This is a genomic window from Streptomyces sp. NPDC048211 (assembly GCF_043202315.1).
Taxonomy (GTDB): domain Bacteria; phylum Actinomycetota; class Actinomycetes; order Streptomycetales; family Streptomycetaceae; genus Streptomyces.
Genome location: NZ_JBIDAD010000029.1, coordinates 1 through 19,823 on the forward strand (window position 1 = coordinate 1; position 19,823 = coordinate 19,823).

General features: G+C 71.3%; 17 protein-coding genes. 10 read left to right on the top strand and 7 right to left on the bottom strand.

Features of this window, described 5'->3' with window-relative positions:
- Positions 1 to 451: 451 nt before the first annotated feature.
- Together ACGFZA_RS41120 and ptsP are read left to right on the top strand one after the other, a co-directional pair.
- Positions 452 to 901, top strand: a complete 450-nt coding sequence (locus tag ACGFZA_RS41120) for a PTS glucose transporter subunit IIA (protein WP_385285407.1) — start codon at positions 452 to 454, stop codon at positions 899 to 901.
- Positions 902 to 977: 76 nt separating this feature from the next.
- Positions 978 to 2,648, top strand: a complete 1,671-nt coding sequence (ptsP, locus tag ACGFZA_RS41125; protein ID WP_393686124.1) for a phosphoenolpyruvate--protein phosphotransferase — start codon at positions 978 to 980, stop codon at positions 2,646 to 2,648.
- An 81-nt stretch (positions 2,649 to 2,729) separates the two neighbouring features.
- Here ptsP and ACGFZA_RS41130 read toward each other — a convergent pair whose 3' ends face one another.
- Both ACGFZA_RS41130 and ACGFZA_RS41135 read right to left on the bottom strand, forming a co-directional pair.
- A complete protein-coding gene (locus tag ACGFZA_RS41130; protein ID WP_385285410.1) occupies positions 2,730 to 3,647 on the bottom strand; it encodes a hypothetical protein in 918 nt (305 codons plus the stop codon).
- 67 nt (positions 3,648 to 3,714) lie between these two features.
- Positions 3,715 to 5,691 (bottom strand): acetoacetate--CoA ligase, encoded by a 1,977-nt coding sequence (locus ACGFZA_RS41135; protein ID WP_393686127.1) that lies wholly within the window; start codon positions 5,689 to 5,691, stop codon positions 3,715 to 3,717.
- A 241-nt stretch (positions 5,692 to 5,932) separates the two neighbouring features.
- Between ACGFZA_RS41135 and ACGFZA_RS41140 the strand changes: the two genes are divergently transcribed.
- On the top strand, positions 5,933 to 8,284 hold the full coding sequence (locus ACGFZA_RS41140) for a glycoside hydrolase family 31 protein (protein WP_393686129.1): 2,352 nt from the start codon (positions 5,933 to 5,935) through the stop codon (positions 8,282 to 8,284).
- Between the two features lie 21 nt (positions 8,285 to 8,305).
- On the opposite strand, the gene ACGFZA_RS41145 is transcribed toward ACGFZA_RS41140, so the two are convergent.
- Entirely contained in the window at positions 8,306 to 8,848 is a 543-nt protein-coding gene (locus ACGFZA_RS41145) for an NUDIX domain-containing protein (protein WP_385285415.1), read from the bottom strand.
- A gap of 57 nt (positions 8,849 to 8,905) precedes the next feature.
- On the opposite strand from ACGFZA_RS41145, the gene ACGFZA_RS41150 reads away from it, so the two are divergent.
- The 6 genes from ACGFZA_RS41150 (at position 8,906) to glpK (ending at position 14,455) form a co-directional block, all read left to right on the top strand.
- Complete coding sequence (locus tag ACGFZA_RS41150; RefSeq protein ID WP_393686131.1) at positions 8,906 to 9,712, top strand: M15 family metallopeptidase; 807 nt, start codon at positions 8,906 to 8,908, stop codon at positions 9,710 to 9,712.
- A gap of 127 nt (positions 9,713 to 9,839) precedes the next feature.
- The gene (locus ACGFZA_RS41155; RefSeq protein WP_362556979.1) at positions 9,840 to 10,187 is read left to right on the top strand and encodes a DUF962 domain-containing protein; all 348 of its coding nucleotides are present in this window, start codon (positions 9,840 to 9,842) and stop codon (positions 10,185 to 10,187) included.
- 48 nt (positions 10,188 to 10,235) lie between these two features.
- Positions 10,236 to 10,715 (top strand): Zn-ribbon domain-containing OB-fold protein, encoded by a 480-nt coding sequence (locus ACGFZA_RS41160; protein ID WP_385285419.1) that lies wholly within the window; start codon positions 10,236 to 10,238, stop codon positions 10,713 to 10,715.
- Positions 10,712 to 11,902: a lipid-transfer protein gene (locus ACGFZA_RS41165; protein WP_385285421.1), complete on the top strand. Its 1,191-nt coding sequence runs from the start codon at positions 10,712 to 10,714 to the stop codon at positions 11,900 to 11,902. The genes ACGFZA_RS41160 and ACGFZA_RS41165 overlap by 4 nt, the downstream gene beginning before the upstream one ends.
- Before the next feature lie 235 nt (positions 11,903 to 12,137).
- Positions 12,138 to 12,899, top strand: a complete 762-nt coding sequence (locus ACGFZA_RS41170; RefSeq protein ID WP_385285423.1) for an MIP/aquaporin family protein — start codon at positions 12,138 to 12,140, stop codon at positions 12,897 to 12,899.
- Between the two features lie 38 nt (positions 12,900 to 12,937).
- A complete protein-coding gene (glpK, locus tag ACGFZA_RS41175; RefSeq protein ID WP_385285425.1) occupies positions 12,938 to 14,455 on the top strand; it encodes a glycerol kinase GlpK in 1,518 nt (505 codons plus the stop codon).
- An 84-nt stretch (positions 14,456 to 14,539) separates the two neighbouring features.
- On the opposite strand, the gene ACGFZA_RS41180 is transcribed toward glpK, so the two are convergent.
- Genes ACGFZA_RS41180 through ACGFZA_RS41195 form a run of 4 tightly spaced genes read right to left on the bottom strand, consistent with a single transcriptional unit; the run spans position 14,540 to position 18,877 of the window.
- Complete coding sequence (locus tag ACGFZA_RS41180; RefSeq protein WP_385285427.1) at positions 14,540 to 15,145, bottom strand: ATP/GTP-binding protein; 606 nt, start codon at positions 15,143 to 15,145, stop codon at positions 14,540 to 14,542.
- Positions 15,126 to 15,548 (bottom strand): DUF742 domain-containing protein, encoded by a 423-nt coding sequence (locus ACGFZA_RS41185; protein ID WP_385285428.1) that lies wholly within the window; start codon positions 15,546 to 15,548, stop codon positions 15,126 to 15,128. Before ACGFZA_RS41185 ends, ACGFZA_RS41180 begins: the two co-directional genes overlap by 20 nt.
- Before the next feature lie 9 nt (positions 15,549 to 15,557).
- A complete protein-coding gene (locus ACGFZA_RS41190) occupies positions 15,558 to 16,001 on the bottom strand; it encodes a roadblock/LC7 domain-containing protein (protein WP_385285430.1) in 444 nt (147 codons plus the stop codon).
- A complete protein-coding gene (locus ACGFZA_RS41195; protein WP_393686136.1) occupies positions 15,998 to 18,877 on the bottom strand; it encodes a nitrate- and nitrite sensing domain-containing protein in 2,880 nt (959 codons plus the stop codon). Before ACGFZA_RS41195 ends, ACGFZA_RS41190 begins: the two co-directional genes overlap by 4 nt.
- Positions 18,878 to 19,311: 434 nt before the next feature.
- Here ACGFZA_RS41195 and ACGFZA_RS41200 point away from each other — a divergent pair, with 434 nt between their 5' ends.
- Positions 19,312 to 19,773, top strand: a complete 462-nt coding sequence (locus tag ACGFZA_RS41200; protein WP_393686150.1) for a hypothetical protein — start codon at positions 19,312 to 19,314, stop codon at positions 19,771 to 19,773.
- Positions 19,774 to 19,823 lie beyond the last annotated feature (50 nt).

The following is a 19,823-nucleotide window of genomic DNA, read 5'->3' on the forward strand; positions in this document are numbered from 1 at the left end:
GGGGCTTTCCTCCGGGCGCTTCCCTTCGGTCTTGCGTTTCCGACTCTATCAGACTCTTTCGTGTCCGATTCCCGGTCGAAGCGGGCCTCGCATTTATCGCTTTCGGGAATTCGCTTTCGCGTTTTCCTTTCCGGCGGGTCAGACACTATCAGGCCTTTTGACTCTCCCTGACCGGCCCCCCGCAAGCATGCGGGTGCCCGATATCGGGTTAGGGTTTGGGCTTAATAGACGCCGCCGACCCCCGACTCAAAGTCGCGTTGGGGCCAGGCAGGAGTACGACAGTACAGGCTGCTCGTAGTCGAGGCAAATCGTTTCCGGTACACCCCTAGGTCCTCGAACCACCAGGACTCGGGCGGAACCGGGACTTCTTATGACTTACGCTGCTGAGCAGTACGCCGTCCCCTACAAGCCGCGGCGGCGCCATTGAAGCTCCACTCTGGGAGGCTCCCCCATGACCACTGTGACGTCCCCTCTTGCCGGACGTGCCATCGGGCTCGCTGCCGTACCCGACCCGGTCTTCTCCGGGGCGATGGTGGGCCCCGGGACCGCCATCGACCCCGTGCGCGAGCCGTCCGAGGCCGTCTCGCCCGTCGACGGAATCGTCGTCTCCCTTCACCCGCATGCCTTCGTGGTCGTGGACAGCGAGGGCCACGGCGTGCTGACCCACCTCGGCATCGACACGGTCCAGCTCAACGGCGAGGGCTTCGAGCTGCTGGTGAACAAGGGTGACACCGTCACGCGCGGCCAGGGCGTCGTCCGCTGGGACCCGGTGGCCGTCGAAGCGGCGGGCAAGTCGCCGATCTGCCCCATCGTGGCGCTGGAGGCGACTGCCGATTCACTGTCCGCCGTCATCGAGGACGGCGACGTGAAGGTCGGCGACGCGTTGTTCGGTTGGCAGTAACGCGTTCGGCGCAGTGACAGCCGACTGGATATCCACCGCGGAGGCATCGGCCGCCGCACGACCGGAGACGGGTGAAATGCAGACAACGCTGCGAGGCGTAGGCGTGAGCCACGGTGTGGCGATCGGCGAGGTACGGCACATGGGCACGGCAGTGCTCGAACCACCGGCCAAGCAGATCCCGGCCGAGGAGGCCGAGCGCGAGCAGGGGCGGGCCCGGCAGGCCGTGGAGGCTGTGGCGGCCGACCTCGTCGCGCGCGGCAACCTGGCCGGGGGCGAGGCCCAGCACGTGCTGGAGGCCCAGGCCATGATGGCCCAGGACCCCGAGCTCATGGCCGATGTGGACCGCCGTATCGCTGTCGGCAGCACCGCCGAGCGCGGTGTGTACGACGCGTTCGCCTCATACCGTGCGCTGCTGGCCGGTGCCGGTGAGTACCTGGCCGGCCGTGTCGCCGACCTCGACGACGTACGCAACCGGATCGTGGCCCGCCTGCTCGGCGTCCCGATGCCCGGTGTGCCGGACAGCGACGAGCCGTACGTGCTGATCGCACGCGACCTGGCTCCCGCGGACACGGCGCTGCTCGACCCCACGCTGGTCCTCGGCTTCGTCACCGAGGAGGGCGGACCGACGAGCCACAGCGCGATTCTGGCCCGGGCTCTCGGTGTGCCCGCCGTTGTGGCGCTCCCCGGCGCCGGTGAGCTGGCCGAGGGAACCGTGATCGCCGTGGACGGCAGCACCGGCGAGATCTTCGTCGAGCCGAGTGCCGAGAAGCGGGCGGAGATGGAGAGTTCCGCCGCCGCGCGCAAGGCGGCGCTCTCGGCGTCGACCGGTCCGGGCGCGACGTCCGACGGGCACAAGGTGCCGCTGCTCGCCAACATCGGCGGGCCCGCCGACGTGCCGGCAGCCGTCGCCGCCGGGGCGGAGGGCGTCGGGCTCTTCCGTACCGAGTTCCTCTTTCTGGACGACAGCAAGCAGGCTCCGTCCGAGGAGAAGCAGATCGCCGCCTACCGTGCGGTGCTCGAGGCCTTCCCCGAGGGCCGTGTCGTCGTGCGGGTGCTGGATGCCGGGGCGGACAAGCCACTGGACTTCCTGACACCTGCCGACGAACCGAACCCGGCGCTGGGCGTGCGCGGGCTGCGCAGTCTGCTGGATCACCCCGATGTGCTGCGGACCCAGCTGACCGCGTTGGCGAAGGCGGCCGAGGGGCTGCCTGTCTACCTCGAGGTCATGGCGCCCATGGTGGCGGACCGGGCGGACGCCAAGGCCTTCGCCGACGCGTGCCGCGCGGCCGGGCTGCAGGCGAAGTTCGGTGCGATGGTCGAGATTCCGTCGGCCGCGCTGCGGGCGCGTTCGGTCCTGCAGGAGGTGGAGTTCCTGTCGCTGGGCACCAACGACCTGGCGCAGTACACCTTCGCCGCCGACCGTCAGGTGGGTGCGGTGTCCCGGCTTCAGGACCCGTGGCAGCCCGCGCTGCTGGATCTGGTCGCGATGTCGGCCGATGCGGCCAAGGCCGAGGGCAAGAGCTGTGGTGTCTGTGGCGAGGCCGCCTCCGACCCGCTGCTGGCCTGTGTGCTGACCGGTCTCGGTGTGACGTCGCTGTCGATGGGTGCCGCGTCGATTCCTTATGTCCGCAGCACGCTGGCGAAGTACACGCTCGCCCAGTGCGAGCGGGCCGCGTCGGCCGCGCGTGCGGCGGACTCCGCCGAGGAAGCGCGCGTCGCCGCGCAGGCGGTGCTGTCGGGCGAGTAGGACACCGCGCGGGACCGCCGGGTCGCGCGACGCGTGAGAAGGGGCTTCCCGCCCATGGTGGCGGGGAGCCCCTTCCGGCTGTCAGCGGTGCTCCTCCGGAGCGTCGGCACCGACGTCGAAGCCCGCGCAGTACTCCACGCCTGATTCCGGGGCGACGGGTTCACCGGTGTCGGCGTCGGTGCAGTAGGCGCTGAACACCTCCCCCTCGGTGAGCGGAACAAGGCTGCCGCCGGTCAGGCGCCAGCCGTGGACCCGGTCCGCGGCCCCAGCGGCGCTCGTCCGCAGGACGACTCCCCCGCGGGTTTCGAGCGCGATCCCGACGGCGAGCACGGTCACGAACTCTGCGCCCTCCGCCGAGTCGAGGTGTGCTGGCCCGGTGGTGTCGCGCTCGGTGTGCAGGGCGGCGAGCAGTTGCTCGTTCTCCGTGGGCGTGCTGCAGACCAGATGGTGCGTGCCGGGGCCGGCCGCCTCCAGGGTGCGCAGCAGCAGGTGGGATGCGCGGTCGAAGGCGGCACGGCCGATGTCCTGTCCGCAGTCCGCGCAGTCCCCCAGCCCGGCCAGGAGCATCGTGGCGTACTCCCAGGTGGCCTGCCGGACCGCCCGGGCGACCAGGAGCGGGATCAGGGTGTCGATGGGCTGTCCGGTGTAGGCGACGGTGGCGCCGCAGGCCGCGACCTCCGCGGTGAACCGGCTGCGGCCGGCCGGGGTGTCGGGGGCGATTCCCGACTCGGTGCAGAACTCCGCGTACTCCTCGGGATCGAAGAGGGCGACGGTCGTGTGCATGCCCTGGGCGGCGAGCGTCCTGAGCAGTCCTTCCACCTGCTGCAGATAGACGGTGTGGTCGTCGAAGGTGAAGGTGCGGTAGCGCCGCATCGCCGCGAAGTCCTGCTCATCGGTCAGGAGGCCGATGGTGCTCGGTGCTTCGCGGCGCAGTGTGCGTCGCATCGTGGTGCCGGTCCGGCCGCGGACGGTGGCCCGCTTGTTCCTGGTCTGCGCCATGATTCCCCCAGTGCGCTGTCGAACATTGCTCACTCAGAGTAATCGCGGGTACTGACAGTGGCGTCGGTCAGCGGCGTTCGCGGGCCAGCTCCTCGTAGAAGTGGAGGAGTTCCAGGTTGTCGATGGAGCCGGGGTTGACGGCCTTGGCCAGGGCGGTTCCCTGGAGCAGGCGTTTGACCGGAACCTCGATGCGCTTGCCGGTGAGGGTGTGCGGGATGCCGGGGACCTCGATGACCTCGTCCGGAACGTGGCGGGGCGAGAGGTTCTCGCGGATGGTGCGCTTGATGCTCTCGCGGAGGTCGTCGTCGAGGGCGGCGCCCTCGGCGAGGTGGACGAACAGCGGCATCCAGTAGCCGCCGTCGGGTTCTTCCAGGCCGATGACCAGGGATTCGCGGATCTCCGGGAGGCGCTCGACGGCTTCGTAGATGTCCGCGGACCCCATGCGGACACCCTGTCGGTTGAGCGTGGAGTCGGAGCGGCCGTGGATGACGACGGAGCCGCGGTCGGTGAGGGTGATCCAGTCCCCGTGGCGCCAGGCGCCCGGGTACGTCTCGAAGTAGCTCTCGCGGTAACGGCTGCCGTCGGGGTCGTTCCAGAAACGGATCGGCATGGACGGCATGGGCTGGGTGACGACGAGTTCGCCGACCTCTCCGGTCAGCGGCTGTCCGGCCGGGTCCCAGGACTGGAGGTCCGTACCGAGGCAGGCGGCCTGGAGCTCGCCGATGTGGACCGGGAGGGTGGGAACCGCGCCGGCGAAGCAGCTGCAGACGTCGGTGCCGCCGCTGACCGAGGCGATCCACAGGTCGTCGGCCACCTCGTCGTGGAGCCAGCGGAATCCGTCGGGCGGGAGTGGCGAGCCGGTGGTGGCGACGCACTGGATGCGGGAGAGGTCGAAGTCCCGCCCCGGGTGGATACCGGCCTTTCGGCAGGCCATGACATACGCGGCGGAGGTGCCGTAGAGGGTGGCGCCCGTCTGTTCGGCGACGCGCCACTGGGCGCTGACGTCGGGGTAGCCGGGGCTTCCGTCGTACAGGACGAGGGTGGTGCCGGTGAGGAGGCCGGAGACGAGGAAGTTCCACATCATCCAGCCGGTGGAGGTGTACCAGAAGAAGCGGTCCTCGGGGCCGAGGTCGCAGTGCAGGCCGAGCTGCTTGAAGTGTTCGAGCAGGATGCCGCCCTGGGACTGGACGATGGCCTTGGGGAGGCCGGTCGTGCCGGAGGAGTAGAGCACCCACAGCGGGTGGGCGAAGGGGACCTGCTCGAAGACCGGTTCCGTGTCCGCTTCGGTGAGGGCGGCCCAGTCCAGGGTGCCTTCGGGCGCGTCGGTGCCGAGCAGGGGGATGTGTACGACGGCGCGCAGGGTGGGCAGTTCCCGGCGCAGTTCGGCGACGGTGTCGGCGCGGTGGTGCTCCTTGCCGCCGTAGCGGTAGCCGTCGACGGTGAACAGGACGACGGGTTCGACCTGCTGGAAGCGGTCGAGGACGCTCCGGGCGCCGAAGTCGGGGGCGCACGAGGTCCAGACGGCGCCGACGGCCGCGGTGGCGAGGAAGGCGACGACCGCCTGCGGGATGTTGGGGAGGTAGCCGCTGACGCGGTCGCCGGGGGTGACCCCGAGGGCGCGGAGTTCGGCGGCGAGGGAACCGACCTGACGGCGCAGCGCGGACCAGGAGACGGGGACCTGGGTGTGGGTCTCGTCGACGTGGAGCAGTGCGGGCGTGTCGGCGCGCAGGGGGTCCTCTGCGGTGCGCAGCGCGTGTTCGGCGTAGTTGAGGGTGGCGCCGGGGAACCACTCGGCGCCCGGCATGGCGCGGTCACCGATGACGGTCTCGTACGGGGTGGCGAAGCGGATGTCGAACCATTCGGCGACGGCCTGCCAGAAGGTGTCGAGCTCGTCGACCGACCAGCGGTGCAGGCTCGCGTAGCCGCCCTCGGCCGGTGCTCCGTGGCGCTCGGCCGCCCAGTTCTGGAAGCGGGTGACGGCTGCGGCCGCGATGCGGTCCGGGCCGGGCTGCCACAGGGGGGCTTCGTCGGCTGCTGAGGTCATGGGGCGGCTCCCTGGCTGTACGGGTACGCGGGGTGTGTGCGTGTGTCGCGCGCACGGGCTGGGGTGTGCGCGTGAGGCGGCTTCACGGACGATGCCATGTGATCGTCTTTCGCACCAGGGTTGCCCGCCCATGGTCGCGTGTCCCGATATGTGGTGCGGCCACGTCTGTCCCGGCCGGTCACGGGTGAACGGAAGTTGAACAGAACCCGATACCGGATCACCGGGTGGCAGGGTGAGCCGCATGGACGGTCGTGACCTGGTGCGCTCGGTGAAGTTGGTCGGTTCGAAGCAGGGGCTGCGTACGGTGCGCTCCGCGTGGCGGCGGGCGCGGGCGGACGCGCGGGCCCTGCCCGCACGCGGCCCTGAGCGGGCGCGGGTGCCGGGGGCCGTGGTGGACGCGGAGCCGGAGCCGGGCGGCGGAGTGGTGAGGTTCGCCCGTTCGGAGCTGCGGATCCGGGTGGCGGTGGGCGGGGCCGTCTTCTGGGGGTGGGACGGCGCGGAGCCGTTGCCGTCGTACGCCCTGCCGGGGGCTGAGCCCGACGCGGATCCGCGGGCGCTGCTGGAGCCGGACAAGGACGGCGGCTGGCAGGTGGTGTCGGAGCGGCTGACGGTGGTGGTGTCGCGGCTGGGGGCGGTGGAGCTGCGGACGCCGGGCGGAATGGTGCTGAGGCGGGAGTTGCCGCCCCGGTGGTGGGAGCCGGTGGCGGGCGGTCCGGCGCGTTGGGTGCAGCGGTCCGAGGTTCCGGCGGACGCGCGGTTCTTCGGACTGGGCGGGCGGGCTGCGGGTCCCCGGCTCAGGGACGGCGTGTACGGACTGTGGAACACCGATCCGGGCGGCCGGTTCGGACCCGGGGACGATCCGCTGTATCTGACCATGCCGGTGCAGGTGGTGGTCTCGGACGCGGGGACGCATCTGGCGTTCCACGACAACTCCTGGGCGGGGCGGGTGGCGCTGCGCGAGGGCGAGGAGGGGGCGGGCTCCGGTCATGACCGGCCGGGGACGTCCGAGGTGCGGATGGACGGGGGGCCGCTGCGCTGCTGGGTGGTGGTGGGTACCCCGGCCCGCGTGCTCCGGGGCTGGTCGGCCCTGACGGGCGCGCCGGCGCTGCCGCCCTCGTGGGCGCTGGGTCCGCAGCATGCGCGGTGGGGGTTCGGGAGCGAGCGGGAGGTGCGACGGATCGCCGCGGGGTACCGGGAGCGGGGGCTGCCGTTGTCGGTGCTCCATCTGGACATCGACCACTTCGACGCGCACCGGGTGTTCACGGTGGACCAGGAGCGGTTCCCCGATCTGCCGGGGCTGGCGAAGGAGTTGCGCGAGGACGGGGTGCGGCTGGTGTCGATCGTGGACCCGGCGGTGGCCGCGGTGCGGGGGAACGCGGTCTTCGACACCGGTACGGCGGTGGGCGCTTCGGGCGCGTTCGTCCGGGACGCCCGCGGGCGTCGCGTACGCGGCGAGGTGTGGCCGGGTGAGTGCGTGTATCCGGACTTCACTGATCCGCAGGTGCGCGCGTGGTGGGGCGGACTGTACGAGGAGCGGCTGGCGCAGGGGTTCTCCGGTGTCTGGCACGACATGAACGAGCCGGTCTCGTTCGCGGCGTTCGGTGAACCGACGCTGCCCCGTTCGTCCCGTCACGTGCTGGAGGGCCGGGGCGGCGATCACCGGGAGGCCCACAACGTGTACGGCCTCGCGATGGCGCGCGCCGGGTACGAGGGGCTGCGCCGGCTGCGGCCTGACGAGCGGCCTTTCCTGTTCTCGCGGTCCGGCTGGGCGGGGATGCAGCGCTACGGGGGCACCTGGTCCGGTGATGTGACGACGGGGTGGCCCGGGCTGCGAGCCTCGCTCGCGCTGGTGCTGGGTCTCGGGCTGTGCGGGGTGCCGTATTCGGGCCCGGATGTGGGCGGGTTCGACGGTTCCCCGTCGCCGGAGCTGTATCTGCGGTGGTTCCAGCTGGGGGCGTACCTCCCGCTGTTCCGCACGCATGCGGCGATCGACGCGGGGCGCCGGGAGCCGTGGGAGTTCGGCCCGCGGGTACTCGACGCTGCCCGCGAGGTGCTGGTGGAGCGGGAGCGGCTGCGTCCGTACTGGGTGACGCTGGCGCATCTGGCCCGGCTGACCGGGGCCCCGTATGTGCGTCCGCTGTGGTGGGCGGTGCCCGGTGACCGGGCGCTGCGGGAGTGCGAGGACGCGTTCCTGCTGGGTGACGCGCTGCTGGTGGCGCCGGTGCTGGCACCGGGGGGCGAGGAGCGGTCGGTGCGGCTGCCGCCGGGCCGGTGGTACGACACGGTGAGCGGTGCGGTGTACGAGGGGCCCGGTCAGGTGGTGGTCGACGCGCCGCTGTCGCGGGTGCCGGTACTGGCGCGGGCCGGTGCGGTGATTCCGGTGCGGGGAGCGGACGGCGGGGTGGAGCTGGAGGTGTGGGCTCCGGTGGAGGGGCTCGCCGGGGGTGGTTCGGTGGTCCGCGACGCGGGTGACGGCTGGGAGCCGGCGGTGGTCGAGCGGTACACGACGCGGCTGGTGGGCGGACGGGTCGTGGTGGAGCGGGACGGTGAGGAGGGGCTGGTGGACCGTCCGGTCCGGGTTCGCGGGATCTGAGCGCCGGAAGGGCGGGCGCGGTCAGCGGTAGCGGCCGGCGAACCAGGAGCGGACCGCCTCGGTGTGGAGGGGGAAGGCGAGCGCTTCGGGGGTGAGCAGCACCTCGTATCCGGAGGTCTCGTCGGTCGGCACGGACGGCGGGAGTGCGGCGGCCGGCCGGGCGGGGAGGAGGCCGAACAGGAGCAGATGGCCGTCGGGGTCGCTGAGGGCGTCGGCGAGGCGGACGTCGTCGCGTTCGGCCTCGATGCCGGTCTCCTCGCGGAGTTCGCGTACGACCGCGTGTTTCCAGTCCTCGTCGTGGTCGATGAAGCCGCCCGGGAGTGCGGTGCCGCCGAGGCAGGGTTCGATGGTGCGGGTGATGACGACGAGTCCGGTGCCGTCGCGGCCGGTGACGGGGAGCAGGGCGACGGCGACCGGCAGCGGGTTGCGGTAGGCGGTGGCTCCGCAGGCGGTGCAGGTGCGGGGCCATGCTCCGGGGGACGCGAGTGCGGTGTACGGGGCGCCGCAGCTGCCGCAGTGGGAGTGCTTCACAGGTCTGACCGGCTTCCTCGTCGTCGCGGACACGCGCGGACTGTATCCGATCGCCCGCCCGGAAGGGTCCGGCTCATGGACGATGTGTTCATGACAGTCATGGGTTCCGTTTTCCGTGTCCTGGCGGCGACTGCCGCCACTCTGCTCGCCGTCACCGCCGCCGCCCCGGTGGCGCAGGCGAAACCCGAGCCGAATGCTCCCTCCGGGTTCGTCGCGCTGCGCTCGGTGGATCCCACGATCATCCAGGAGATGCGCTACCCCACCGGTCACGACTTCATGGGCGTACCGGTCGACGGATACCGTCAGTCGCTGTGCATCCTGACCCGGCCGGCGGCCGAGGCCCTGCACCGGGCCCAGGTCCGGCTCCTGGCACAGGGGTACTCGCTGAAGGTGTACGACTGCTACCGGCCCCAGCGGGCCGTCGACCACTTCGTGCGGTGGGCGAAGGATCTCGGCGACGACACCATGAAGGGCGAGTTCTATCCGCAGGTCGACAAGACCCGCCTGTTCGCGGACGGTTACATCGCGGAGAAGTCCGGGCACAGCCGCGGCAGCACGGTGGACCTGACCCTGGTACGGCTGCCCGCCCTGCCGACCAGGCCGTACCGTCCGGGCGAGAAGCTGGTGCCGTGCTACGCGCCGCAGGCCGAGCGCTTCCCGGACAACTCGGTGGACATGGGAACCGGTTTCGACTGCTTCGACACGCTGTCGCACACCGACGACCCGCGGATCCAGGGCGTGCAGCGCGCCAACCGCCAGTTCCTCAAGCAGATGCTCACCGACGCCGGATTCGTGAATCTGGCCGAGGAGTGGTGGCACTACACGTTCAAGCCCGAGCTGTTTCCGGACACCTACTTCGACTTCCCGGTGGCCCGCAGGTCCGTCGCCGGCCACTGAGGCGGCCGGTCCGGGAGAAGAGTGAGCGGGCGGCCGGGACCACCCCCGTGGGTTCCGGCCGCCCGTTCTCCCTCTCGGACGCGGATCCGCCGTATCCGGTTGCCGATCCAGCCATTACGGTGCCCGTATGTCACAACAGACGTTCGATTCGTACGAAGAGTTCTGGCCCTATTACGTCGCGATGCACTCGCGCGCCGCGACCCGCTGGGTTCATCTCACCGGCACCCTGACCGGTCTCGCGATCACGGCCTACGGACTGGCGCGCGGCCGCAAGCGGTATGCGGCGGCACTGCCGCTGATCGGGTACGGGACCGCCTGGCCCGCCCATTTCCTGATCGAGAAGAACAACCCGGCCACCTTCGGTCATCCCGCCTGGTCGCTGCGCGGCGACGCGCAGATGATCGGGATGATGCTGGCCGGCCGCGACCGGGAGCTCGCGGAGACCGCTGCCAAGTGGCTCGCCGACAACAGCTGACCGTGGCACACTTCTGACGTTCCGTCAGATCCAGTGCCGGGAGGGGCTTTGCCGCGCAAGCGCATACCTGTGGTGGCCGGGTGGTTCACCGAGGACGGTACGGAGGACGACTTCCGGCTGCTGGGCACCCGCTGCCCGGTCTGCTCGTCGGTCTTCTTCCCGCCCCAGAAGGGGCTCTGCCGCAATCCGGGCTGTACGGGCGGCGAGCTCGTCGAAGTACCGCTGTCCCGGCGCGGCACGGTCTGGTCGTACACCGACGGGCGCTACCGCCCGCCCGCCCCCTACCTCTCGGATCCGCAGGTGCCCTGGGAGCCGTACACGCTGGTGGCGGTGGAGCTGGCGGCCGAGCGGATGGTCGTGCTCGGACAGGCAGCGCCCGGAGTCGGCATCGGGGATCTCGCGGTCGGCATGACGGTGGAGGCCGTACCGGGCGTGATGGACTCCGGCCCCGGTGACGAGGACGGTGTGGTGCGGACCACCTGGCACTGGCGGCCGGTCGCCGCCGGCTCCGTGGGCGGTGCGGCATGAGCGGGGACGTGGCCGTCCTCGGGACGGGGATGCACCCCTGGGGCAAATGGGGCCGCAGCTTTGTGGAGTACGGCACGGTGGCCGCGCGCAACGCGCTCGGGGACGCGGGCATCGAGTGGCGCGACGTGCAGTCGGTCGTCGGCGCGGACACCGTGCGCGGCGGCTATCCGGGGTACGTGGCCGGGGCGACGTTCGCCCAGGCGCTGGGCTGGCAGGGTGCCCGGGTGACCAGCGTGTACGCGGCCTGCGCGTCGGGCGCCCAGGCGGTGAACACGGCCAGGGCGCAGATCCTGGCCGGCATGGCGGACGTCGTCCTCGTGGTGGGCGCGGACGCCGCACCGAAGGGCTTCTTCGCACCGGCGGGCGGCGAACGGCCCGACGATCCGGACTGGCTGAGATTCCGGGTGCTCGGCGCCACCAATCCCGCGTACTTCGCGCTGTACGCCCGTCGCCGGATGGCCCTGTACGGGGACACCCAGGAGGACTTCGCGCGGGTCAAGGTGAAGAACGCGGCGGCCGGTGCGCTGAACCCGAACGCCCGCTACCGGGCGCCGGTGAGCGCGGAACAGGTCGCGGCCTCCGCGGTGGTCGCCGATCCGCTGCGCCTCCTGGACATCTGTGCCACCTCCGACGGTGCGGCGGCCCTCGTGCTGTCCAGCATGGAGTTCGCCCGGCGCCACGGAGCGACGGACCCGGTCCGCATCCGTGCCGTGTCGACCGTGACGCCCACGTATCCGAAGGCGGTGCTCGACCTGCCGGACATCGCCACGGATTCGGCGGTCGCCGTCGCACCGGCGCCCCTGAGTTTCCGTGCCTCGATCGCCCGGGCCGCGTACGAGGAGGCGGGCATCGGTCCCGGGGATCTGTCCCTGGCCGAGGTGTACGACCTCTCCACGGCGCTGGAGCTGGAGTGGTACGAGGACATCGGGCTGTGCGCGCCGGGCGAGGGGGCTGCGCTCGTGCGCGCGGGAGCGACGGCGCTCGGCGGGCGCATTCCGGTGAACCCGAGCGGCGGACTCGCGTCCTTCGGTGAGGCGGTGCCGGCCCAGGCGATCGCCCAGGTCTGCGAGCTGACCCGGCAGTTGCGGGGCACGGCGGGGGAACGGCAGGTTCCGTGGGCGCGGGTTGGAATCACGGCGAACCAGGGGCTGTTCGGTCACGGATCCGCCGTCGTGGCGGTGCGCTGAGGCAGCGTCCTTCACGGCATCTGTCCGCCAACAACGTTTGCTGCACGCCTTCTTGACGGCTCATCAGCCACGGTGAACACTCCATTCCCAGCCGATGCCGTCCTCCCACACCACGGCGGCCGGCTGGTCCCACGCTCGTCACGGTCGCCGGGCGGGGCACGGCTCCTGCCTGCTCCCGGCCTCCGTAGCCATGGAAGGGCCCGGCGAAACCCGCCGGACAACCACTGGGAGCGCCATGAGCAATGGAGACATCTTCGCCGGGGAAGTCCTCGGAACGGCCATCCTCATCCTCTTCGGCGCAGGCGTCTGCGCCGCCGTCACGCTCCATCACTCGAAGGCCCGGGCCGCGGGCTGGGTCGTCATCGCCTTCGGATGGGGCTTCGGCGTCCTCGCCGGGGCCTACACCGCAGCCCCGCTGTCGGGCGGGCACCTCAATCCGGCGGTGACTGTCGGCATCGCCGTCGACACCGGCGAGTGGGACAAGGTCCCGCTCTACATCCTGGGTCAGCTGACCGGCGCCGTCATCGGCGCCGTGCTGGCCTGGCTGACGTACTACGCGCAGTTCCGCGCCAACGCCGACGAGGAGACGTCCGGGCCCACGCTCGGGATCTTCGCGACCGCGCCGGAGATCCGGAACCCGGTGGCCAACCTCGTCACGGAGATCATCGCGACGGCCGCTCTGGTGCTGCCGATCCTGGCCTTCGGGAAGAACGAGGGGATCGGCATCGGCCCGGTCGCGGGGGCCGGTGCCGGCATCTACGGCTCCGGGATCTCCGTACTCCTGGTGTCCCTCCTCGTGGTGGGCATCGGCCTCTCGCTGGGCGGACCCACCGGCTATGCCATCAATCCGGCCCGTGACCTCGGTCCCCGGCTGGTTCATTCGCTGCTGCCGATACCCAACAAGGGCACGTCCGACTGGGGTTACGCCTGGATACCCGTCGTGGGACCGATCGCGGGCGGGCTGCTGGGCGGGCTCGTGTTCAACGCCGCGTTCTGAGGTCTCGGCCGGAAACACCCGACGGACAAGGGGACACCATGACGAACAGATTCGTCGCCGCCATCGACCAGGGCACCACCTCCAGCCGCTGCATCATCTTCGACCAGGACGGCGCCGCCGTCGCCGTCGACCAGCGCGAGCACCGGCAGATCTTCCCCCGGCCGGGCTGGGTCGAGCACGACGCCTCCGAGATCTGGACCACCGTGCAGGCCGTCGTCGCCGGCGCCCTGGACCGGGCCGGGCTGCGGGCCGACCAGCTCACCGCGCTCGGCATCACCAACCAGCGCGAGACGACCGTGCTCTGGGACCGGGCCACCGGGGTCCCCGTGCACCACGCCATCGTCTGGCAGGACACCCGTACCGCCGCTCTCTGCCACGAGCTCGGCGGCGCCGACGGGCAGGACCGGTTCCGGGCCACCACCGGCCTCCCGCTGGCCAGTTACTTCTCCGGCCCGAAGGCGGCCTGGCTGCTGGACCACGTGCCCGGGCTGCGCGACCGGGCCGAGCGGGGTGAGATCGCGTTCGGCACCATGGACTCCTGGCTGATCTGGAACCTCACGGGCGGCACCGACGGCGGCGTCCACGTCACGGACGTGACCAACGCGTCGCGCACGATGCTGATGGACCTGGAGACGCTCCGGTGGGACCCGTCCGTCCTGGCCGCCATGAACATCCCCGCGGCCGTGCTGCCGGAGATCAGGTCCTCGTCCGAGGTGTACGGAACGGCCGTGGGTGCGCTCGCCGGAGTCCCGGTTGCCTCCGCCCTGGGCGACCAGCAGGCCGCCGTCTTCGGCCAGGCCTGCTACGACCCGGGCACGGCCAAGAACACGTACGGCACCGGCAGTTTCCTGCTGCTGAACACCGGGAACCGGCCTGTGGCCTCCAAGAACGGGCTGATCACCACCCTCGGCTACCGGATCGGCGACGAACCGCCCGTCTACTGTCTGGAGGGGTCGATCGCGATCACCGGCGCACTCGTGCAGTGGTTCCGCGACCAGCTCGGGATCATCGGGAGCGCCGCGGAGATCGAGACGCTGGCGGCGAGCGTCGAGGACAACGGCGGGGCGTACATCGTGCCCGCGTTCTCCGGCCTGTTCGCCCCCTACTGGCGCTCCGACGCCCGGGGGGTGATCACCGGGCTGACCGGTTACGTCACCAAAGCGCATCTGGCACGCGCTGTTCTGGAGGCGACCAGCTGGCAGACGCGTGAGGTCGTCGACGCGATGTACCAGGACTCCGGCGTGCCCATCACCACGCTCAAGGTGGACGGCGGCATGACGGCCAACCAGCTGCTGATGCAGCACCAGGCGGATGTGCTGGGCGTTCCGGTGATCCGGCCGAGGATCGCGGAGACGACCTGCCTGGGCGCGGCGTACGCGGCGGGGCTGGCGACCGGCGTGTGGTCGGGGCTCGACGAGCTCAAGACGCACTGGCAGCGCGATGTGGAGTGGCAGCCCCGGATGGAGCCGGAGGTCCGCGAACGCGAGTACGGCAACTGGCGCAAGGCGGTGGAGCGGAGCCTGGGCTGGCAGGAGGAGGGCGGCGGCGGACAGTAGGTAGCCCGCGCTCCCGGACCGCCCCACGACGCGCGGCCCGTACCCTCGTCGGCGGGGGTACGGGCCGCGTTCCGTCCTGTGGCCCTACGTGGTGACGGGCTCGCGAAGCCGGTCCACCCGGGCCACCGCGTGCTCGACGACGGCCACCAGGACGTCCCGCACGGACGCCCTGTCCCGCGCGTCGCACAGCAGCACCGGCACCTGCGGATCCAGGTCCAGCGCCGCCTGCACCGTCCCGGTGGGGAACCGGTCGGCGCCCTCGAAACAGTTGACGGCCACGGCGAACGGGATCCCGCGGCGCTCGAAGTAGTCGACCGCCGCGAAGCAGTCCTCCAGCCGTCGCGTGTCCGCGAGCACGACCGCGCCCAGGGCGCCCTGGGCGAGTTCGTCCCAGAGGAACCAGAAGCGGTCCTGGCCCGGGGTCCCGAAGAGATACAGCACCAGGTCCTCGCGCAGGGTGATCCGCCCGAAGTCCATCGCCACCGTCGTCGTGGTCTTCGCCTCGACACCTTCCAGGTCGTCCACCGGACGTCCTGCCTCGCTGAGCATCTCCTCCGTACGCAGCGGTCTGATCTCACTGACCGCGCCCACCATGGTCGTCTTGCCCACTCCGAAGCCGCCCGCCACCAGGATTTTCAGGGTAACGGGCTCAACGGGCCGCCTGTTGCGGCTAGAGCGCCCGAAGGCCATTGATCACCTCGCGAAGAATGTTCACGTCCGGCAGCTCGGCCGGCGGAACGGGACGGGTTACGTGCACCAGCTCGTCCTCGACGAGATCCCCGACCAGGACCCGGACCACCCCGACAGGGAGGTCCAGACCGGCAGCGAGCTCGGCGATCGACTGGGGCATGTCACTGCAGAGTTCGACGATCTCCACGTGTTCCGGGGAGAGCATCTGGTCCCTGCCGGGATCGTCGGCCGCGGGTTCGGGCATGACGATCGCGATCAGGTCGAGGCGGTGACGGGACGCACTGCTGGTACGGCCCCTGGTCATCGCGTACGGGCGGACCACCGGCCCCGCGTCGGCGTCGTACCAGCGCGAGGACTGCGGATCGCCGGGGTCCTCCGGGGTACGGGGCGTGTCGGCGCTCATCCCGTCCACTCACCCTCCGGAGGACTGACCGGTCGTCCGTGGGGCGTTGGCCAGGTGGGCTCCCACGCGCTTGACCATGAGCGTCATCTCGTACGCCACCTGTCCGACGTCCGAGTCGGAGTCGGCCAGCACGGCGAGACAGCTGCCGTCACCGGCGGCCGTGACGAAGAGGAAGGCCTCGTCCAGCTCGACGACGGTCTGCCGGACCCGGCCCGCGTCGAAATGGCGGCCGACACCCTTGGCGAGGCTGTGGAACCCGGAGGCGACGGCGGCCAGGTGCTCGCCGTCCTCCCTGGTCAGGTCCTTGGACGCGCCGGTGGGAAGGCCGTCGCTGGAGAGGACCAGCGCCTTGCGGATGCTGGCGACGCGCTCGACGAGTTCGTCGAGGAGCCAGTTGAGTTCACCCGACCCCTGACGTGCGGAGTTGAGTGCTGAGGCGTGCGGTGCGGTCATGGACCGTCCCCTCCCGGAGTGGTTCCTTGTGCTGTGTCGCCGGGGCCGGTCACGTCCTCGGCGTTCTGCAGGCGTCCGCGCTGCCAGCCGCGCTGGAGCGAAGCCATGCGGTTGCGTACTTCGTCGGCGTCCCGCTCGATGTCCTCGGCGCCGTCCACCGGGTCCGGACCGCTGCCGCCGGGGCCCTCACGGAGCTGCGGGGCGAGGCTGGCCTGCCGGACCCTGCGGGGCAGTCCGCCCACCGTGTCGGCAGCGTCCGGCAGGGACCGGGCGGCTGACGGGGACGACCGGGGCCCCGGAATCGACGGCGTGGCGGGCGAGGGCTCCGCGGGCCCGCTGGGTGTCCGGAAGGCGGAGGGCCGGCCCGGTTCCGTGGGGCTGCTCCGGTCCGCGGTGGGCGCGGGGCCGGTGGCGGGGTGCCGGACCGGGGTGCGCGTGGGCTCCGGATCGGCGGTCGTGGGGTGGGCGCGGCCGTTCTCGTCGACGCGGCGGCCCCGGTCGGTGACCAGGGTCGGCGGTTTGCGGCGGGGCAGCGGGCGCGCGCCGTCCGGGCGCAGGGCCCGGACGCCGTCCGGCTCCGCCGCGCGGTCGGCCGCCTGCTGATGCTGGTCGTCGTCGCGCCGGAGCTCACGGGCGCGGAAGATGCCGCCGCGCTCGCTCTCGGTGTCGTCCAGGTCGGAGACGCCGTCGAGCACGGGGTCCAGGGCCCGCTCCGCGACGGCCTCCAGATGCGGGTCACGGTCGAAGTCCCGGGGCGCGAGCGGTCCTTCGAGCTCGACCGGGCCGTCCAGCAGGGACGGGTCCGCCAGCCCGCTGGGGACCGGGGAGAGGCTTCCGGGCCGGTCCTGCGGACGGGCGGCGGCAAGACGGCGGTCCGGCGTCGTCTCCCCCGGTCCCTCCTTCGGCTCGCTGCCCGGCCTGCTGCTGGCGATCGCCCTCTCGGACCTGCGGTCGAGGCGGAATCCGGTGCCGTGCGAGTCCGGGGCGTCCGTGAGCAGCGCGGCCGGGATGAAGACGACGGCGGTGGTGCCTCCGTAGGGGGAGGTCTGGAGCGACACGCGGACGTTCTGGCGCTGGGCCAGCCGGCTGACGACGAACAGACCGAGCCGGTCGGTGTCGGACAGCTCGAACTCGGGGGTCTCGGCAAGCCGGAGGTTGGCGTCCAGGAGTACTTCCGGGGGCATCCCCAGGCCTCGGTCGTGGATTTCGAGGGTGAAGCCGTTGGCGACCTGTTCACCGTGCACCTGGACCGCGGTGTGCGGGGGCGAGAACACCGTGGCGTTCTCCAGGAGTTCGGCGATGAGGTGGGTGAGGTCGGCGACGGCGGGGCCGCCCACACCGATCCGCGGGAGCCTGCGGACCTCGATCCGTTCGTAGTCCTCGACCTCGGCAACCGCGGCGCGCACCACGTCCATGAGCTGGATGGGCTTGCGCCACTGCCGGGACGGGGCGGCTCCGGAGAGGATCACCAGCCCCTCGGCGTGGCGGCGCATCCGGGTGGTGAGGTGGTCGAGGCGGAACAGGTCGGCGAGTTCGTCGGTGTTCTCGGTACGGCGCTCCATCGTGTCCAGGAGCGTCAGCTGCCGGTGCAGCAGTACCTGGTTGCGGCGGGCGAGGTTGACGAAGACCTCGGAGACACCGCGTCGCATGTCCGCCTGCTTCACGGCGGCCTCGACCGCGGCCCGCTGCAGCGTGTTGAGCGCCTGGCCGACCTGGCCGATCTCGTCGCGTTCGTAATGGAGGTGCGGGGACTCGGTCTCGACGTCGACCTGTTCGCCGGCGGCGAGCCGGCGCATCACGCTCGGGAGCCGTACGCCTGAGACCTCGTGGGCGTCCTTGCGCAGGCGGGAGAGGTCGCGGATGAGCTCACGGCCGATGCGTACGGAGACGAAGACGGAGACGAGAAGGGCCAGGAATCCGAGGACGCCTGCGGCACCCGCCTTGATCAGGACGCCGTAGCCGGCGGGCCTGCCCCGGTCCTGGAAGCGGTTGTTCATCTCGGTCGAGTCGTTGGCCAGCCGGTCCAGGACCGGCGGCGCCACCTCCTGCCAGCGGGCGGCGTCCACGGCACGGGAGTCGCGGGTGGGCCCCTGGGTGAGGAGTGCGTCCTCGGCGGTGCGCAGCGGTTCGCTGTCGGGTCCGCTCCAGTACTGCTCCACCCGGCGGCGCTCGGACGCGGGGAGCACCTGGAGGTTGATCTCGTACAGCAGCCCCCGGTTGGCCACGAGGTCGGAGATCTGCCGGAGCTCGGGGGCGGTGAACCGCCCGGCCAGAAGGCCCGAGGCCACCAGTGCGTCTTCCCTGGAGAGCATCTCGCGGGCACGTGAGACACCGGTCAGTGCCCGGACCTGCTTGTCCATGGACACGTTCTCCATCGTGTGGAGGCCGGTCAGGAAGCTGTAGCAGGGGTCGATGAGGCGGTTGTAGTAGTCCATCGCCTTGGTCCGGTCGATGGTCCGCCGGTCGACGGAGTCGCGGAGGGCGTCGAGTTCCTCGACCGCTCCGAGGATCGAGCTGAGCTGGGTCTCGGCGTCGGAGCTCAGTGCGTCGCGGATGTCCTTCTGCTGCGCACTCGAGGTCACGCGCTTCACGACCCGGTCGGTGACCGCGCGCTGCGTGCGCAGGATCGGCAGCGCGTCGGAGGCCCGTGGGTCGGCGAGGAACACGAGGGTCTGGCGGCGCTCGTTCTGGACCGCCCTGACGGTCTCCTCCAGGGGGTGGCCGACCTTCTCCACGATGGTGCTCGCGCTGAGCAGCTGGCCTGCCTCGCGCCCGGTCAGATAGGTGGCGAAGCCCCAGAGTGCGGTGAGGGAGACGAGCGGCACCAGAAGCAACGCCACGATCTTCCTGCGGATGGACTTTCCGCGAAAGCGCATGGCCTCCCCCAGCTCGGCCCCGCGGGGCGGGAATGGTGTTCCGTCAACAAACGGCGCGAGCCTACTACCGACACACAGACAACTCGAAGGCACGTCCGGACGATTTTCGGCCGCCTTACTGGGAGTTGACCATGACTTGTCCCGGTATTCCGGGAGATGAAATTCGCGAATCCGACAGAAGACGCCTACCAGAGCGGCATATTCCTCCCCCTGTCGGTTGGCTGGATCTCTTCGTTCCGCACCGGACCGAGGGAATCTTCATCTTCCGGCACTCGTCTGTCTGTACGGGGGCAGGAGAGTCGCAGGAGTGCACTGGGCAGGACGGGACGTCCCGTCCGCGTAGAAAGGGTGCATGCGGGGCAGCAAACCTGAAGTCGGACAGTGGTGGGAGTTGAAAGTCCTTGGACACGCAGGAGCGTCGAGGTGCGGTGACAGTGCCACCGGCCCGGGCGGTGAAGGAGGAGGACACGGCCGCGACAGGTGACCGGAGTCGGCCGGAGGGTCCACGGCAGCCGCTCTGGGTCGAGGAGCCGGCCACACGACGGCGGATGCCGGATCCGGTGCGCACGGCCGCCGTACGGGCCGTACTCATCACGTCGCTGACACTCATCCAGGCCATGGTCGCCTTCCTGTCCGAGCTGGCCGGGTCCTGGCTGGCCTTTCCGATGGTGCTCGCCGGCGTGGGCAGCACGGTGGTCGCGACCTGGTCGGTGCTGGACGTGTGGGTCACCCGGCAGGTGTGGAACCAGCGCAACGGTGTGGTGTCGATGCCCAGCAGTTCGGCCCGCCAGCTGCGCCGCGAGCGGCGTGCGGCACGGCGGGCGGCGCGGACCGCCGAGCGGGACGGGGCGCGGATACGGCGGCGGGACGCGGGACGCCGCCTCTCCCGGGCCTGACCCCCGTCTCCCGCCGCCCGCTTCCTCTTCCGTTCCCTCCGCGGGGCCGT

Bases quoted from the DNA above. Each gene is read 5' to 3' on its own strand.
- ACGFZA_RS41165 (WP_385285421.1), top strand. From the start codon at position 10,712: ATGAGCGGGGACGTGGCCGTCCTCGGGACGGGGATGCACCCCTGGGGC.
- ACGFZA_RS41140 (WP_393686129.1), top strand. From the start codon at position 5,933: ATGGACGGTCGTGACCTGGTGCGCTCGGTGAAGTTGGTCGGTTCGAAG.
- ACGFZA_RS41135 (WP_393686127.1), bottom strand. From the start codon at position 5,691: ATGACCTCAGCAGCCGACGAAGCCCCCCTGTGGCAGCCCGGCCCGGAC.
- ACGFZA_RS41130 (WP_385285410.1), bottom strand. From the start codon at position 3,647: ATGGCGCAGACCAGGAACAAGCGGGCCACCGTCCGCGGCCGGACCGGC.
- ACGFZA_RS41155 (WP_362556979.1), top strand. From the start codon at position 9,840: ATGTCACAACAGACGTTCGATTCGTACGAAGAGTTCTGGCCCTATTAC.
- ptsP (WP_393686124.1), top strand. From the start codon at position 978: ATGCAGACAACGCTGCGAGGCGTAGGCGTGAGCCACGGTGTGGCGATC.
- ACGFZA_RS41190 (WP_385285430.1), bottom strand. From the start codon at position 16,001: ATGACCGCACCGCACGCCTCAGCACTCAACTCCGCACGTCAGGGGTCG.
- ACGFZA_RS41170 (WP_385285423.1), top strand. From the start codon at position 12,138: ATGAGCAATGGAGACATCTTCGCCGGGGAAGTCCTCGGAACGGCCATC.
- ACGFZA_RS41185 (WP_385285428.1), bottom strand. From the start codon at position 15,548: ATGAGCGCCGACACGCCCCGTACCCCGGAGGACCCCGGCGATCCGCAG.
- ACGFZA_RS41120 (WP_385285407.1), top strand. From the start codon at position 452: ATGACCACTGTGACGTCCCCTCTTGCCGGACGTGCCATCGGGCTCGCT.
- ACGFZA_RS41180 (WP_385285427.1), bottom strand. From the start codon at position 15,145: ATGGCCTTCGGGCGCTCTAGCCGCAACAGGCGGCCCGTTGAGCCCGTT.
- ACGFZA_RS41195 (WP_393686136.1), bottom strand. From the start codon at position 18,877: ATGCGCTTTCGCGGAAAGTCCATCCGCAGGAAGATCGTGGCGTTGCTT.
- glpK (WP_385285425.1), top strand. From the start codon at position 12,938: ATGACGAACAGATTCGTCGCCGCCATCGACCAGGGCACCACCTCCAGC.
- ACGFZA_RS41150 (WP_393686131.1), top strand. From the start codon at position 8,906: ATGACAGTCATGGGTTCCGTTTTCCGTGTCCTGGCGGCGACTGCCGCC.